Source organism: Rhodococcus sp. BP-332 (assembly GCF_019836065.1).
Taxonomy (GTDB): Bacteria; Actinomycetota; Actinomycetes; order Mycobacteriales; family Mycobacteriaceae; genus Rhodococcoides.
This window is the reverse complement of the sequence record NZ_JABUEC010000004.1, coordinates 564508-579768: the sequence shown is the minus strand read 5'-3', so window position 1 is coordinate 579768 and position 15261 is coordinate 564508. Positions and strand designations below refer to the sequence as shown.

The window sequence follows — 15261 nt, the reverse complement described above, 5'->3', positions numbered from 1 at the left end:
GCATCCACAGGTCGACCGGATCGACGGGATCCCGCCTCCGGCAGCAAGTTGAGGGCACTCACGCATGGTCGGCGCGTGTGAACCCACCCGATCGCGAGGCTTTCTGCAGATCCGCGGAATTCGACGCGAGAGTGTGGCTGAACACGCACGTCCGACGGTTAGGGTCCACGGCATGTCACCGGTTCCCGGCACGACCCTGACGGCCCGAGGTCTCACCCGCACATTCGGACGCCACACAGCAGTCGCCCACGCCGACGTCACTCTGACCCCTGGCAGCGTGACCGGGCTGGTCGGACCCAACGGCGCCGGCAAGACGACACTGCTGCTGATGCTCGCCGGCCTCCTGGCTCCCGACTCCGGGACCCTCGAGCTGGACGGGTCTCCGGTCGAGACGGTCGCACTCCGGCGGGCCGTGGGGTGGATGCCCGACGTCTTCGGCACCTGGGACAGCCTCACCGCGTCCGAGATCCTGTCGACGTTCGGACGGCTGCACGGGCTGTCCTCGCAGGACGCCCGGGCCCGCGCCGCCGAACTGCTGCAGCAGGTCCACCTCGACGATCGCGCCGACCGACCCGCGCACGAGTTGTCCCGCGGCCAGAAGCAGCGGCTCGGGTTCGCCCGCGCTCTGGTCCACCGACCGCGCATCCTGCTGCTCGACGAGCCGGCGTCCGGCATGGACCCGCGCTCGCGAGTCGAACTGCGCGACGAGGTCCGCCGGCTCGCCGACAACGGATGCGCAGTGCTGGTGTCGAGCCACATCCTCACCGAACTGTCGGAGATGGTGGACGACGTGCTCGTGATGACGGACGGGCGCACGCGGGAGTCGGCACCCGCCACCGAACGATCGTGGCGACTACGCGCGGTGGGCCGGCCTGTTTCGTCGGCCGACATCCTGCGCTTCCCCGACGAGGAGGCCGCGGCGCGACACCTGCGCACGGTCGTCGACTCGGGGGTGCTCGTCGCCGAGTTCGCCCGCGTCGACTCGGAACTCGAGAACGCGTACCTCGCACTCGACGCGGACAGGACCTGACGTGGCGGCACGGATGAGCAGCTGGTGGTCGGTGGTCGGCGTACTGATCGGCCTCGAACTCCGGCAGCGACTGCGCACCACCCGGTGGCGCATCACCCTGGCCGTCACGTTCACGGTCATGTCGCTGGCCGTGTTCGGGTCGATGTATCTGGCACTGTCGGTGGACGAGGCCGATGCGAACTACGACGGCTGGGCGCGCAATCTCTACGCGGTCGTACTGGGAGTCGAGCTGTTCCTCGGCGTGGTCCTCGCCCCCACCCTCACGGCGACGTCGATCAACGGTGACCGCAAGGACGCGACGCTCGCCGTGGTGCAGGCGACGCCGATCAGCCACTGGCAGTTGGCCGTCGGCAAGCTTCTCGGGTCGTGGGTGTCGTGCCTCGCCCTCGTCGCCGTGGCGTCGCCGTATCTTGTGTGGGGCATCGTCGCCGCGCCCTACGGCATCGGCACCTCGGTGCTGGGCGTGATCGTTCTCTGCCTGATCTTCCTGTGCTACTGCGGGATCGGGCTGGGGTACTCCGCCCTGACCGCTCGGCCGGCAGGTTCGGCCGTCCTGACGCAGGCCACCGTGTTCTTCCTGGTGTTGGGCCTCCCGGCACTGTTCGGCCTGCTCTACTCGACCACGGCGAAGGACCACGAGGTGGTGGGCGCCGAGTACACGTACGTGGACGATTCGTTCGACACCGTTCCGGACTGTCGCGACGTGGCCACGGTGCGCTCCTACGAGCACACCGAGCGTATCTGGTGGCTGTTGGCGCCCAACCCGTTTCTCATTCTCCCGGATGTGGTGGCCGCACATGACAATCCGAGCGTACGTGTCTGGATGTCGGACGAGCGGCCACCCGATCCCAGCGTGGCGCGCCCGATAGCCGAGACGCTCTCGACGGCGCGCACGGGCCCGTACCTGACGGAGCCGACCTGCGCGGACACCGTGTCGACCTACCGCGTGAGCGCCTCGAACCGCAGCTTCTACGACGAGCAGGTCGCGTTCGAATCCGGAAAGGTCGGCGACAGTTGGTACCTCGGGCTGGCCGTCAATGTCATCCTGGGAGCTCTCGGACTCACGGTCGCCGCGCGCCGACTCCGCGTTCCGGCCCGCACCTTGCCGAGGGGCGTGCGGATCGCCTGAGGCGCTCAGCTCAGCCGTCCACCCCCGTCGACGTGGAGGGTGGTTCCGGTGACGAAGGTGTTGGTCAGGGCGAGCAGCACCGCTGCCGACACGTCCTCCGGGCGGCCCACGCGCCGTGCGGGATTGGAGGCAGCCGTCGCGTCGAACATCTTCTGCTTCCCGTCTCCCATGCCGTCCCACGCACCCGAGTCGACGATGCCGGGCGACACGGCGTTGACCCGCAACGGTGCCAGTTCGACGGCCAACGCTTCCGCGAGGAATGCGACAGCACCGTTGGTCGTGGCCATGACGGCGAGGCCCGGCGCCGGCTTCCATGCGGCGACACCGGAGAAGAACACGAACGAGCCGCCGTCCCGCAGCGTGGGCGCGAAGTGCTTGGCCAGCAGGATCGGTCCGACGACCTTGGCTGCGAATGCGCCCTCGACGGCGGCGCGGTCGAGGTCTGCGACCGGGCCGTTGGCGTGGTTCGCCGCGAGCGACACGACGTGATCGAGAGGTCCGAGCGTGGTGACGGCGGCGGCGATGGACGATTCGTCGTCGAGGTCGAGGTGCACCGCCGATGCGCCCGAGCCGAGCTCGGCGACAGTGTCGGCCAGGGCCTCCGGGCGTCGACTGCCGAGGACGACCTCCGCGCCGGCGGCGACCGCGTACTCGGCGATGCGCCGCGCGATGCCCGACGAGCCGCCGACGAGAAGGATGCGGGTGTTCTGCAGGGTGCTCATGACGGTGTGTCCCTTCCGCGGCCGCGTCTCTCGCGGCCACGGGAGGTTCAGCGCACCGGGCCCGCAGCATCATCCCATCACGCTATCGATAGTTCCGCGACTTGCCATCCATAATTTCTATGGAAACAGCGTGGCGGCATAATCGACCAGCATGACGTTCGACGAGGTGGCCGACGAGCTGTACGGGCTGGACCCGTCCGACTTCGTCGCCACCCGCACGGACCGGCAGAAGCAGGCGCGTTCCGACGGCGACAAGGCCCTGGCCAAGCAGATCGGTGCGCTGCGCAAACCGACGATCGTCGGGTGGGTTCTGAACGTGACGGTGCGCGACGCGGAGGACGACGTCTCAGACCTGCTCGACCTCGGCGAAGCACTTCGTGAGGCGCAGCAACATCTGCGGGAAGGCCGGAGGCCCGCCGGTCGACCGTCGGGCACCACCCTCCGCACGCTGACGAAGCAGCGGCAACGCGCGGTGCGCGCGCTGGCGAGCCGGGCTGCGGAGATCGCGGAGGATCGCGGTCACCCGATCGGCGAGGACGTCGGGCGCGAGGTGACCCAGAGCCTGAATGCGGCGCTGTCCGATGCGGACATCGCCGACGAGATGCGGCGCGGCCGGATGCTGGGTGCCGCCGAGTACAGCGGCTTCGGCCCGATGGGGCTGGTGTCCGTCGATCCCGAACCCGCCGAAGACGACAAACCTGCGCAAGAACCCGAACCCGACGACACCGCCGAACGGGAGAAGGAAGAGCAGCGAGCCCGCGCGCAGGCGGAGCTCGACGACGCCGAGGCTGCGCTGCAAGGTGCGACCGAGGCGCTGGAGAAGGCCGACCATCGCGTCGACGAGTTGCAGGAGTCGGTCGACGCCCTGACCGAGCAACTCGAGAAGGCACGCCAGGACCTGGAGGCGGCGCAGGATGCACGGTCCGCGGCGGCGTCGGAGAAGGACGCGTCGACCTCGAGGGTCCGGAACGCGACGAAGCGCCTCGATCGACTGTGATCGAGGCGCTTCGTCGGTGACGGGTCAGGCGCAGTTGCCCGCTGTCGGAACGTCGCGGAACCGGGCGTCGAGCCAATTGGTGCCGGCGCCGAGTCCGATGAAGTCGGGCAGGACGTGGCCGAGCGCGAGCCCGGGGAGGAAGAACGGCAGCTGCTGAGTGTTCAGCTGGACGTTCGAGCCCTTTCCACACCAGGTTGCGGCGAGATCGACTGCCTGGCCGTGCGGAACGATGTCGTCGCCCGTACCGGTGTCGATGTAGACCGGCGTGGTGGGCGTGCGATTACCGATCTTGTTCTCGGCGAGAACTGTCTGCGCCTCGGGAATGCGCTTGAGGTAGTCCGACAGCGATTCGCCGGTGGTGATCCACTCGTTGGTGCGGTGGAAGCCCACGGTGAGTGCACTTTCCACGACGCACTGATTCTCGAGTGCCGCCAGCGCAGCCTTGCCGGCCGGGTTGGTCGACGCGTCGATGATCGGGCCCAACTCGGGGTTGGACCGGCGCAGACCGTTCAGGGTGTAGCCGATGACACCGGTGAGGATGGTGCCGTCGACCTGCGCCAGCGTCGCTGCCAGATCGGCGACGGGGGCACCGGCGTAGGTGCCCTTGATGTCCAGCTCCGGTGCGTACTCGGGAGCGAGCTCCACGGCCGCTGCCACGGCGCCGCCGCCCTGGGAGTAACCCCAGAGGCCGACCGGGGATTCGGGTCCGACCTTGGTGTTGCCGAGTTGCTGCGCGGCGCGCGCCGCGTCGAGCACCGCGTGCGCTTCGGCGGCGCGGTTGACGTAGGTGTGCGCACCCGGCGTGCCCAGACCGTCGTAGTCGGTGATGACGACGCCGTAGCCGCGGGCCAGCAACGCGTAGGTGGAGAGCAGCTCGTACTCGACCATGAGTCCGAGCACGGGGGTGTAGGTGAGGACGTTGTTCAACTGGTGCGACGGCGCGCACTGGTCGCCCTGGCCGTGGGTGCCGGGGGCGATCACCACGAGCGGGCGCGGACCGGGGCCGGTCCACTCGGCCGACGGGTCGATGTACGTCCCGGTGACGGCCACCGGCGCGTCGTTGGCGTCCTGCGACCGGTACATCAGGCGCGTCGCGGTGCCGGGGATCGGTCCCTGCGGCAAGGGAAGCGACAGTGCGAGATTCGACGGCCCGGTACGGATGAGGTCACCGTCGTTCCCGGCGGGAAGCGGTGAGGGGGGCGTGTAGAAGCTCGACGCCGGGCCGGGGGGTTCGGCGGTCGCCGTGGGCACCACCGCGCCGAACAGACCGAGACACATCACCAGACCGACGCCGGCAGACCGCAGTTTCCGCACATTCATCCCATCGACAACGGGGCCCAGGCGGGCCCACTACCGCCCTGACCGTAAGTGATGGGGCCCACTTCCGAGAAGCCCGTGTGACCCCGACCGCGGACTTCGTGCTCGATCACTTTGCGAGCCCGAACGGACGGGGCCGGACCACAACAGGGTCGGGCGGAAACAGACCCTCTAGCCTGAAGCCATGAACGCGTCGGACAGTGTTGAAGGCTCGCAACCCCCGAAGCCGCCCCGCCCGTCGGTGCACGTGACGCCCATGCGGGAGCCGGTTCCCGACGAGCGCCCACGCGCCGTCGATGCCGCCGTGATCCTGTGGAGTCTGTGCCTCGTCGTCCTGGCGGCCACCGGCGCGCTGCTGGGACTCGACCACCAGGGACTACGGTCGCGCCTCGCCGACGTCCTCTCGGCCGACGCCCCCGGCACCTCGGCGGAGGACATCGACTCGACGGTCCTCATCACGCTCGTCGCCGGTGCTGCCGTCGGCGCCGTCGTTCTCCTGGTGGGACTGGCCGGCATCCTGCAGATCCGCGGCCGACGCCCCACCGGACGATCCACGCTGACCGTGGTCGGCATCGTCGCGGCCGCGGGATCGATCGCGTTCTGGATCGCGACCTCCGATGCGCTGGAGCAGCCCACGACGTATGCGCCGTTCGTCGTCGCGGCCCTCGCTCTGCTGGGCACCGCTCCGCTGTTCGTCCCCGCCGTCGGGCGATGGCTCGCAGCCGCTCCCGTCCGGCGCTGATCTCAGCGGCGGTCGAGCTCCGCGAGGATGCCCTCGGCGCTGCGCGCGGCGATGTCGCACGCCCGCGCCGTGAACCGGTCGAGCAGCGGATGGGACGCGCGGGAGCGCCAACTGCGGACCGCGTCGAAGGCCGTCTTGCGCTGCAGTTCCACCGAGTCGTCCGGATCGAGCCCCAACCGCGTCGTCGTCTCGGTGCCCTGCGCACCCACCAGTCGAGCGAGCTCCGCCTTCTCCGGCTCGGGCAGCCGCACTTCGCGTGCCCGTAGCTGACCGAGCAGACGCAGTTCCTTGAACCCGTGGACGTCGGCGAGGGTGGATCCCACCTCGTCGATGATGGCGCGCGATCCCGCGGCCGGTGAGGCGCGCAGCACGCGATCGAGAGCGACGAGGGCCGAGTGCGCCTTGAGCTGGTCGGCTCGCTCGCCGAACTGAACGTCGATGATGTGCCGTAGCTCCTCGAGTCCACTGCGCTCGACTAGTTCCCTTGCGAGCGAGGGCGAATCGCGCGTGCCCATGCGGATGAGCGTGACGGCCATCCGGATGCCGAAGAGCCCGAAACGGTCGACGAGTCCGGCGCGCGTCTCCGCATCGACGGGGAGTGGCATGTCCGGGCGGGAGAAGCGGTCGGCCGACAGCATCGCCAGTTGGAGGTCGTCGGGCGGAGCGTCGGCCAACGCGACGAGCGCGCCGAACTCGCTCTGCCGCAACGTCCGTGCCCCGAGGGCGAGCAGGCCGGCGACGGGCACGACGGCCTGGCACAGACCGGTCTTCTCGAGTTCCACCGCGAAGCGGGACGCCACTTCCTTGGCCGACATCATCGCGTCCATGCGGCCGGCGCCCACCTCGTCGGCACGCGAGACGACGCCGACCACGCCGAGGGGGCCGGAGTCGCCACCGACCGCGTCGTTGATGCGGGTGAGGAACGACGTGTCGGACGCGCTCAGGGTGCGCAGGAGATAGACCACGGCGTCGGCGCCGGACGCGGAGTCCTCGGGCGTCAACATCGACAACGTCCGCTCGGACACGTCCAGGGACAGCGACGACGTGCCGGGGGTGTCGATGATGGTGTTGCGGGCCAGGGTTCGCGCCGGCCACTCGACGTCGAGGCGGTCCACGCGGTCCGCGGTGAGATCGCCGAAGTCGAACGACAGTCGACCACCCCGACGCAGCACCGGGATGCTCATCGAGCGGTCCCCGTCGTACCGGGCCGTCACCGAGGGAGACGTCCCGCGGCGGTACCACGTGACCACGCGGGTGCACTCGGTCGCGTCGGTGGGGGCGATGTCCTGTCCGACGAGCGCGTTGAGGAGCGTCGACTTGCCGGCCTTGAGTGATCCGGCGAGCGCGACGCGCAGCGGCTCGTCGAGCCGGTCCGCGCAGACGCGCAACGCATCCCGGACGTCCGGCTCCCGCACGTACTCCGCCTGCGCCGCCGCGACGAGTTCCCGCGCACGGTCGAGCGTGACACTCACGAGCCGGTACCGATCTGCGTGCGGTCCGCACGAGCCGCCTCGACGACCTTGTCTGCCTCGGCGGCCTCGACGGCCTCGGGGTCGAGCTTCTGCGCGATGCTGCGCAGTGCAGAGATCTTCTTCAGTGACTGCTCCAGTTCGGCTGTGCGCGCGGCACGCTCGGACGAGGCGCCGGTCGCCGCCTCCTGCGCGGCCCGCAGCGAGTCGCTCACCGAGCGCACCGTCTGATCGGCCATGTCGGTGAAGTGGTCACGGAGCTGGCGCTGAACGAGCCGCAGGCGGTCTTTGGACTCCTTGCCCACCTGGAAGCTGACGTCGTCGGTGAACTTGCGGATGGCGACCTTCGCGTCGGCCCGCCGCTTGAGCACCCGCGCCTCCTTGTCGTCCTTGTAGGCCTTGCTGCCCAACAGGACTCCGGCGCCGAGCGAGATCGGATTGAGCAGGGCCAGTCCCATCATCGTCGTGATGAGTCCGAACATGAGCACGCCACCGTAGGAGCCGCGCATGCCCACGAGCACCTTCGAGGTGATGCCCATCCGGCCGGACTCGAGGTCCCCCAGTGAGGTCACCGGGTCCATGACGCCGTCGACGTTCGCGATGTTCATCGCCGGGATGTGCGCATCGGCCGTCTCGGCGAAGTGCCGAGCGACCGTCTCGGCGAGCCACAGGGACCGCTCGTGCGCCCAGACGAAGTTGTCCCCCACGGCGGAGGCGATCTGGTCCTCGAGCCACTCACCGATGCGCGGCCAGTCCTTGCCCGGGTCTCCCCCGTCGACCGCCTCCTCCGCCTCACGGGTGATGACGCGCAGCCGGTCTCGCAGGTCGTGGTCGATGTCGGCGGCCAGATCGGTGATGCCGTCGTTGAGTGTCTGCTGCCACCGACTGCTGCGCTTCTGCATGTCCTCGGCGTTGGCCCGCGCCTGTTGCAGACCGGCCACCGCCGCGGCGGCGGTCTCCGGATCGCGAAGCGCCGCGAGTTCACTGCCCAGGGCGAGGGCGAGATGCTCGGACACCGAGCGGACGTCGAGAGCGACGGCCTTGCGAGTGGTGGCGTCGGCACGCTGCACCACACCGCGGAGGAAGTCGTAGAGAGCCGGGAAGCCGGCCTCCTTGTCGAGCGAATCGTCCTTCAGCCGCAGCGCGTGCGAGCGGAGCATCGACGAGATCGGCATCAGCGGGACGTCGATGCCCTGCCGCGCGAGGTGCCCGCGATCGGCCTCGACGATGCGCCGCCAGTGCGGGTACAGGTCGGTCTTGGTCACCAGGCACGCGACCGCCGGGCACAGAGTCACCACCTGGCGCAGGAAGGCCACCTCGGGCTCGGTGAACTCCTGACTCGAATCGGACAGCACCAGAACGGCATCCGCCGACGTGACCAGACCCAGGGTGCTGTTGGCGTGCGGGTTGCCGTGGCCGCCGACGCCGGGGGTGTCGATGACGACGAGCCCGTCCTTCAGCAGCGGGCTGGGCACGGAGATCTCGAGGCGCAGGATCTCGCGACCCTCCGCGCGCGGGTCGGTCGGTGTGACGGCATGGATGTCCGCCATGGGGATGTCGATGCGCACCGGGTCGGCGCCGATCTCGCCGACCACCAGCTCCGCCCGCTCGGTCTCCGCGTACGCGACCATCGTGGGCACCGCGGTGGTCTCGTCGTCGCCCACCGAACACACGTCGAGGCCCAGCAGCGAGTTCACGAACTGGCTCTTGCCCTGCTTGAGCGGTCCGACCACGACGATGCGCAGGCGCGGATCGAGCACCCGCTCACGCGCCGCCGTCAACCGGTCGAGAAGGTCGCGGCGACCGGCACCGGACGCCACCTCGCCCATCCGGGACAGGAGCTCGGCCAGTTGCGTCGCCTGCGTCGGCGCGGGGGTCTTCCCGGCGCCGGTCTGCACGGCGGGTGGTGCGTCGTTCTGCATGTGGTCCCGATCTGTCTGCGGTGGCAACGGGTCGAGCGCGTCTGTGAGCATTCACCATCTGCGGCGGTGTGACCCTCACGGTAAGCGCCGACGACCCCGTACGCATAAGCGCGTACGGGGTCGTCGGTGTTACAGAGCGCGGGTGATCAGTTGGCGTCTCCCGCGTCGGCCGCGTTGTCATCGGCCACAGCGCCGGTGTCGAGGCCGTCGTCCGCGGAGCTCAGTCCACCGCCGAGGGTGTTCGACAGGCCGTCGGTCAGGCCACCGGTGAGTCCGCCGCCGAGCCCGGAGACGGTGTCGGTGAGGCCGTCGCCGACTCCGCCGACCGCCGCCGCGGGGCCGTCGAAGGCACCCTCGGCGTCGACGTCCTGCCAGGAGGTGGCCTCGCCGGCGATGTCGCCGCCGAGTCCGCCGTCCGTGGTCACTGCGCCGAGCGCGTCGCCGGTGACGTCGGTGACCGCGCTCAGGCCCAGTCCGTCGGTCGCTCCGGTGACGCCGCCGAGCACGGCGTCGGTGGAGTTCTGGAACTGGCCCACCGCGTCGGCGGTGGCGTCGATGCCGCCGTCGAGTGCGCCGGTGAACTCGGACGTGTTGTCCAGTCCGCCGGTGACCTCGCCGTCGGGCGAGATCTCGAAGCCGCCGAAGACGCCGCCCGCGCCGGTCGCAGCGCCGGTCAGGCCGCCCTGCAGCTCCGAGCCGAGCTCGAGCCCGCCCTGCGTGACGCTGTTCAGGCCCAGCCCGAGGCCGCTGGCGAGGCCGCCGCCCAGGCTCGCCACCGCACCGGTGACCGCGTCGGGATCGGTGACCGCGCCGCCGACACCGGTGAGGGTGCCGTCCAGTCCGCCGGCGACCGCACCCACGGCGCCGAGGCCACCGGTCAGGGTGGTCAGTGCGCTGAGGCTGCCGTCGAGGCCGGTGTTCGCGTCGAGCAGTCCGCTGATCGGCAGACCCTCGGCGTCGAGCGCGCCGCCGGCGGAGACCGCCGTGTCGAGTGCGGCGTCGAGCATCGTGGTGAGGTCACCCGTGGCTCCGAGTGCCGTTCCCAGGGACGCCACCGGATCGCCGCCGCCGGCGATGTCGAGCAGAGCGCCGAAGGCTCCGCCGAGCTCCGCACCCGCCGTGCCGCCGACGCCGAAGGCTGCGGTCAGCGTCGCGGGCAGGTCGCCCAGGGCGCCGGTGTCCACGCCGCCGACGAGGCCGAGCGCCCCGTTGAGCGCCGCGCCGAACTGGCCGACCGGGTCGGTCTCCAGGTCGAGGACACCGCCGACGTTCAGTGCGTCGCCGAGTGCGGCGGAGACGATGCCGCCGAGGTCACCCTCGAGCAGTCCGTTCGCATCCAGATCGGCGAGCACCGTGCCGCCGAGGACCGTGCCCAGTGCGGTTCCCAGTCCTGCTGCGGCTGCGCCGCCCAGTCCCAGTGCCGCGGCCAGGCTGCCCGTGAGGTCCGGCAGGTCCGTGTCGGGCAGGCCGACTCCCGCGACCAGGCCGAGGCCGGTCGAGACAGCGCCGCCGAGCAGGCCGGCGAGGTCGGCGTCCAGATCGAGATCCGGAGCCGCACCGAGCACCGTGCCGAGCGCGGCGTCGAGGTCCAGCCCACCGGCCAGCAGTGCACCGAGCTGGGCCTGCAGATCGGCGGTCAGGGAGCCCCCGAGAGCGGCACCGAGAGTGGCGCCGACCGTGGCGGCGACGTCGCCGCCGGCGGCCAGAGCACCGCCGAGTGCAGCGCCGACCGTGGCGGCGAGATCTCCGCCGACCAGGCCGTCGAGATCGAGCGCCCCGCCGAGTCCGAGCGCCGTGTTCAGGGCGCCGGCCAGGGTGGCCGCACCCTCACCGGTGATGCCGAGAGCGGCGGTGACGGCGGCACCCAGATCGGCACCCGCGGTCAGGTCGGTGACGCCGGCGAGGACGCCGCCGAGGGCGAGTCCGAGTTCACCGGCAGCGTCGCCGCCGAGGCCGAGAGCCACGCCGAGGGCGGTGGACAGCTGCGCCGCCACATCGCCGCCGAGCAGTGCCTGCAGGTCACCGGTGAGCAGCCCGCCGGCGCCGAGGGCAGCGCCGAGCGAGCCGGCGAGCGCACCGACGATGTCGGTGTCCAGTGCGCCGGTCAGGCCGCCCAGCAGGTCGGCGTCGAGCAGACCGCCGACGGCTCCGAGCCCGTCCAGATCTGCGAGCCCGTCGAGATCGACCAGCCCGCCGAGTCCGAGTGCGCCGCCGAGGACCGTGCCGAGTGCGGCGTCCAGATCGACGCCGCCGCCCAACAGACCTGCGAGCTGTGCGCCGAGGTCGCCCGACAGGGCGGTCCCGAGCACGCCGCCGAGGGCGGCGCCCACGTTCGCGGCCAGCGGGCCACCGGCCGACAGTGCTGCGCTGAGCGCGGCTCCGACGGTGGCGGCGACGTCCGCGTCGGCACCGAGGATCGCGGTGAGGTCGAGACCGCCCGCAGCTCCCAGCATCGCCTCGAGTGCGCCCGAGAGCGTGGCGGCGGCATCGCCGGTGACACCGAGTGCACCGGCGAGGACCAGTCCGAGATCGGCGCCGGCCGTGAGGTCGGTGGCCGCACCGACGAGCCCGCCCAGTGCCAGGCCGAGGTCGCCACCCAGTGCGCCGCCGGCGCCCAGGGCGCCGGAGAGTGCGGCGCCCAGGACGGCGGTGAGGTCGCCGCCGAGCAGTGCGGTGAGGTCGACGTCGGTCAGTCCGCCGGTGTTCAGTGCGGCGGCGAGCGTGGTGCCGAGCGTGCCGACCAGGCCGGCGGCCGCGTCGGCACCGATGCCGAAGACCCCGTCGAGGTCGAGAGCGCCGCCCAGGACGGCGGTCAGTGCGGTACCGAGATCGGCGCCGCCTGCCAGCAGTCCGGTGAGCTGGGCGCCGAGGTCGGCGCCGAGCACGGCAGCGAGGGTGGTGCCGAGTGTCGCGCCCAGTCCTGCGGCGACGTCGCCACCGGCGGCGAGTGCGCCCGTGAGCGCGGCCGTGATGTCGGCGCCTCCGACCACACCGAGTGCGGCGTCGAGCGCGCCGGCGAGCTGCGCGGTGAGTCCACCGGTCAGGTCGCCGTCGAGGCCGAGGGCCGCGGTGAGCGCCGCTGCGAGGTCGGCGCCGAGGACGCCGTCCAGGTCCAGACCCGCGGTGACCGTGCCGAGCACGTCGCCCAGGGCCAGGCCCACGTTCGCCGCCACGTCGCCGCCGGCCGCGAGAGCCGTCGCGAGTGCGGCGGAGAGCTGCGCGGCGAGGCCGCCGGTCAGCAGGCCCGCGAGATCGGCGTCGAGCAGACCGCCCGCACCGAGCACGGCTGCGAGCGAGGTGCCGAGCGTGGCGACGAGGTCGCCGCCGAGGCCGAGGGCACCGGACGGATCGAGGACACCGCCCAGCAGGGTGGTGAGGCCGGCACCGAGGTCCAGACCACCGGCGAGCAGGCCGACGAGCTCGGCGCCGAGGTCGCCGGACAGGACACCACCGAGGGCCGCGCCGAGCGTGGCACCGAGGTTGGCTGCCACCGCGCCGCCGGCGGCGAGAGCGCCGGAGAGTGCGGTACCGAGGGTGGCCGCGAGGTCCAGGTCGCCGAGGACGCTGAGGTCGTTCAGCACGTTCAGGTCGCCCAGCACGCCGAGTCCGCCGAGCAGGTCGAGATCGCCGGCCAGGCCGAGGACACCGTCGAGAGCGGCACCGAGCTGAGCGGTGAGGCCCGCTGCGAGTCCACCGGTGAGCCCTGCGCCGACACCGAGTGCGCCGGTGAGGGCTGCGGCGAGGGTGGCACCGAGTCCGGCCACCGCGTCGACGTCGAGACCGCCCGCCACGTCCACGAGTCCGGCGAGCACGCCGCCGAGGGCGAGTCCGAGGTCGCCGCCCAGGTCGCCGCCGACGGCGAGAGCGCCGGCCAGCGCGGCAGCGAGCTGAGCACCGAGATCGGCACCGAGCAGTGCGGTCAGATCGCCACCGAGCAGGCCGCCCGCACCGAGGAGAGCCTTGAGGGAACCGCCGAGCGTGGCCAGGACACCGGCACCGAGGCCGAGTGCGCCGTCGACGTCGAGCAGGGCACCGAGGTCGGCGAGAGCGCCGATGTCCAGGAGGCCGCCGAGGCCGAGAGCGCCGTCGAGGATGGTGGCCAGTGCCGCACCGAGGTCCAGCTCACCGGCCAGCAGTCCGACCAGCTGAGCACCGAGGTCGGCCCCCAGGACGCCGCCGAGGGCGGCACCGAAGGCCGCGCCGAGCGTGCCGGAGACGGTACCGCCGGCGACCAGCACGCCGCTGAGGGCAGTGGAGAGAGTGGCGCCGAGCGTGGCCGCGATGTCGGCTCCGCCGGCCAGGGCGGCCGCGAGGTCCAGGCCACCGGCCAACTCCAGGACACCGTCGAGCGCGGCGCCGAGCTGCGCACCGATACCGCCACCGAGGCCGAGCACACCGGCGAGGGTCGCGCCGAGGGTGCCGCCGACGCCGAGAAGAGCGTCGAGGTCGAGTGCGCCGGACAGGCCGGCGACGGCTCCGAGGAGCGCGCCGAGGGAGGCGCCGAACTCACCGGCGACGTCTCCGCCGGCAGCGAGGGCTGCGCCGAGAGCCGCGGAGAGCTCGGTGGTCAGCGTGCCTGCGAGCGCGGCGACGACGTTCGCGTCGAGGATGGTGGTCAGCGTCGCGCCGAGATCACCGGCGACGTCGACGGCAGCGGCGAGAGCACCCGAGAGAGCAGCGGTGATGTCGGTGGTCACACCGAGCGCGCCACCGACGACGACACCGAGCGATCCGGCGACATCGAGTCCGGCGGTGAGGGCGGCGGCCAGATCGGCGCCGAGCGAGCCACCGGCGGTGACCGCTGCGCCGAGCACGCCACCGAGTGCGGCGCCGACATTCGCGCCGAGCACACCGCCCACCGAGAGTGCGTTGGAGAGAACGCCGGACAGACCGACCACGGCGTCGAGGTCGAGACCGGCGACGGTGCCGAGCACGGCGTCGAGAGCGGCCGTGAGCTGGGCTCCGGCACCCACGCCGAGGCCGAGTGCTGCGGTGAGCGCACCGGCCAGGGTGGCGCTGAGGTCGACGAGCGTGTCGAGGTCGAGGACGCCGCCGAGGGCGAGGAAGGCGTCGAACGCCGCGCCCAGTGCGGCACCGAACTCGGCGGCGAGGTCGCCACCGAGAGAGAGTCCGTTGGCCAGGACGAGGGCGAGGACGGTGGTGAACTGGCCCGCGATGTCGAGGTCGCCCAGGTCGATGAGGCTGAGGTCGAGTCCGCCGAGCAGGTCGATGTCGCCGATTCCGCCGAGGTCCAGCGAGGCCAGGTTCAGACCGCTGAGGTCGAGCGAGGCCAGGTTCAGGCCGCTCAGATCCAGGTCACCGAGGTTCAGGTTGCCGATGTTGCCGATGCTGCCGATCGCCAGGCCGCCACCGATGAGGGTCGGGCTGAAGGTGAAGCCACCCAGGTCGAAGCCCCCGAAGTTGTTGTTGCTGAAATTTCCGTTGTTGTTGTTGTTTCCGAAGTTCACCGCGTTGCTGCCGAACGTGGGGCCGCCGACGGCGACGTTGTTGCCGCCGAAGACGGTGCTGTTGTTCACGCTGCCCGCATTCACGACGGTCGAGTTCACGACGTTGGAGGAGCTGCCCGCGTTCACGATCGAGGCGAGACGCGATCCGCCGGCGAACAGTCCGGACTCGGCGACCATGGGCGCCACGGCCACGATGTCGGCGTGGCACACGTCGGGCAGGCCGGCAGCGTCCAGCGAGGCCTGGGGGTTCGCGCAGTAGGCGGCGGCGGCCTTGTCGTCGCGAAGAAGGCTGAGGATGAAGTCGAGTACGGCGTTCGTGGCCATCGGGATCTCCTGGGTGTGTGTGAACCGGTGTCGGCAGACGGTGTGTGTGCAGGCGTCGAGGTGGTCGGGCCGACTGTCTCGGCACGTTGAGATCAAAACTAGGTCGACTAGTGAGGTGTCCCAACGGGGCGCAGCCCCCTT

The 15261-nt window shown here is 71.4% G+C and carries 9 protein-coding genes; 4 read left to right on the top strand and 5 right to left on the bottom strand.

What is annotated here, in order from left to right; all coding sequences use genetic code 11:
* The first annotated feature begins 172 nt into the window (after positions 1 to 172).
* Both HQ314_RS18025 and HQ314_RS18020 read left to right on the top strand, forming a co-directional pair.
* Entirely contained in the window at positions 173 to 1030 is an 858-nt protein-coding gene (locus tag HQ314_RS18025) for an ABC transporter ATP-binding protein (protein ID WP_222650784.1), read from the top strand.
* A gap of 1 nt (position 1031) precedes the next feature.
* On the top strand, positions 1032 to 2159 hold the full coding sequence (locus tag HQ314_RS18020) for an ABC transporter permease subunit (protein WP_308119463.1): 1128 nt from the start codon (positions 1032 to 1034) through the stop codon (positions 2157 to 2159).
* Between the two features lie 5 nt (positions 2160 to 2164).
* Here the strand turns inward: HQ314_RS18020 and HQ314_RS18015 are convergent, their stop codons facing one another.
* Positions 2165 to 2881 (bottom strand): SDR family oxidoreductase, encoded by a 717-nt coding sequence (locus HQ314_RS18015; RefSeq protein WP_222650783.1) that lies wholly within the window; start codon positions 2879 to 2881, stop codon positions 2165 to 2167.
* 151 nt (positions 2882 to 3032) lie between these two features.
* Here HQ314_RS18015 and HQ314_RS18010 point away from each other — a divergent pair, with 151 nt between their 5' ends.
* The gene (locus tag HQ314_RS18010; RefSeq protein WP_222650782.1) at positions 3033 to 3878 is read left to right on the top strand and encodes a hypothetical protein; all 846 of its coding nucleotides are present in this window, start codon (positions 3033 to 3035) and stop codon (positions 3876 to 3878) included.
* A 24-nt stretch (positions 3879 to 3902) separates the two neighbouring features.
* Here the strand turns inward: HQ314_RS18010 and HQ314_RS18005 are convergent, their stop codons facing one another.
* Entirely contained in the window at positions 3903 to 5198 is a 1296-nt protein-coding gene (locus HQ314_RS18005; protein WP_231476455.1) for a lipase family protein, read from the bottom strand.
* Between the two features lie 181 nt (positions 5199 to 5379).
* On the opposite strand from HQ314_RS18005, the gene HQ314_RS18000 reads away from it, so the two are divergent.
* Positions 5380 to 5937, top strand: a complete 558-nt coding sequence (locus HQ314_RS18000; protein WP_222633014.1) for a hypothetical protein — start codon at positions 5380 to 5382, stop codon at positions 5935 to 5937.
* 2 nt (positions 5938 to 5939) lie between these two features.
* On the opposite strand, the gene HQ314_RS17995 is transcribed toward HQ314_RS18000, so the two are convergent.
* The 3 genes from HQ314_RS17995 to HQ314_RS17985 form a co-directional block, all read right to left on the bottom strand.
* Positions 5940 to 7409, bottom strand: a complete 1470-nt coding sequence (locus HQ314_RS17995) for a dynamin family protein (protein ID WP_027506933.1) — start codon at positions 7407 to 7409, stop codon at positions 5940 to 5942.
* Positions 7406 to 9328 carry a dynamin family protein gene (locus tag HQ314_RS17990; RefSeq protein WP_056444035.1) on the bottom strand — a complete coding sequence of 641 codons (1923 nt, stop codon included), beginning with the start codon at positions 9326 to 9328 and terminating at the stop codon, positions 7406 to 7408. The genes HQ314_RS17995 and HQ314_RS17990 overlap by 4 nt, the downstream gene beginning before the upstream one ends.
* Positions 9329 to 9474: 146 nt before the next feature.
* A complete protein-coding gene (locus tag HQ314_RS17985) occupies positions 9475 to 15120 on the bottom strand; it encodes an IniB N-terminal domain-containing protein (RefSeq protein ID WP_222650781.1) in 5646 nt (1881 codons plus the stop codon).
* Positions 15121 to 15261 lie beyond the last annotated feature (141 nt).

Excerpts from the sequence above, each read along its gene's own strand:
- HQ314_RS18025 (WP_222650784.1), top strand. The coding sequence starts at position 173 with ATGTCACCGGTTCCCGGCACGACCCTGACGGCCCGAGGTCTCACCCGC.
- HQ314_RS18015 (WP_222650783.1), bottom strand. The coding sequence starts at position 2,881 with ATGAGCACCCTGCAGAACACCCGCATCCTTCTCGTCGGCGGCTCGTCG.
- HQ314_RS18010 (WP_222650782.1), top strand. The coding sequence starts at position 3,033 with ATGACGTTCGACGAGGTGGCCGACGAGCTGTACGGGCTGGACCCGTCC.
- HQ314_RS18005 (WP_231476455.1), bottom strand. The coding sequence starts at position 5,198 with ATGAATGTGCGGAAACTGCGGTCTGCCGGCGTCGGTCTGGTGATGTGT.
- HQ314_RS18000 (WP_222633014.1), top strand. The coding sequence starts at position 5,380 with ATGAACGCGTCGGACAGTGTTGAAGGCTCGCAACCCCCGAAGCCGCCC.
- HQ314_RS17990 (WP_056444035.1), bottom strand. The coding sequence starts at position 9,328 with ATGCAGAACGACGCACCACCCGCCGTGCAGACCGGCGCCGGGAAGACC.
- HQ314_RS17985 (WP_222650781.1), bottom strand. The coding sequence starts at position 15,120 with ATGGCCACGAACGCCGTACTCGACTTCATCCTCAGCCTTCTTCGCGAC.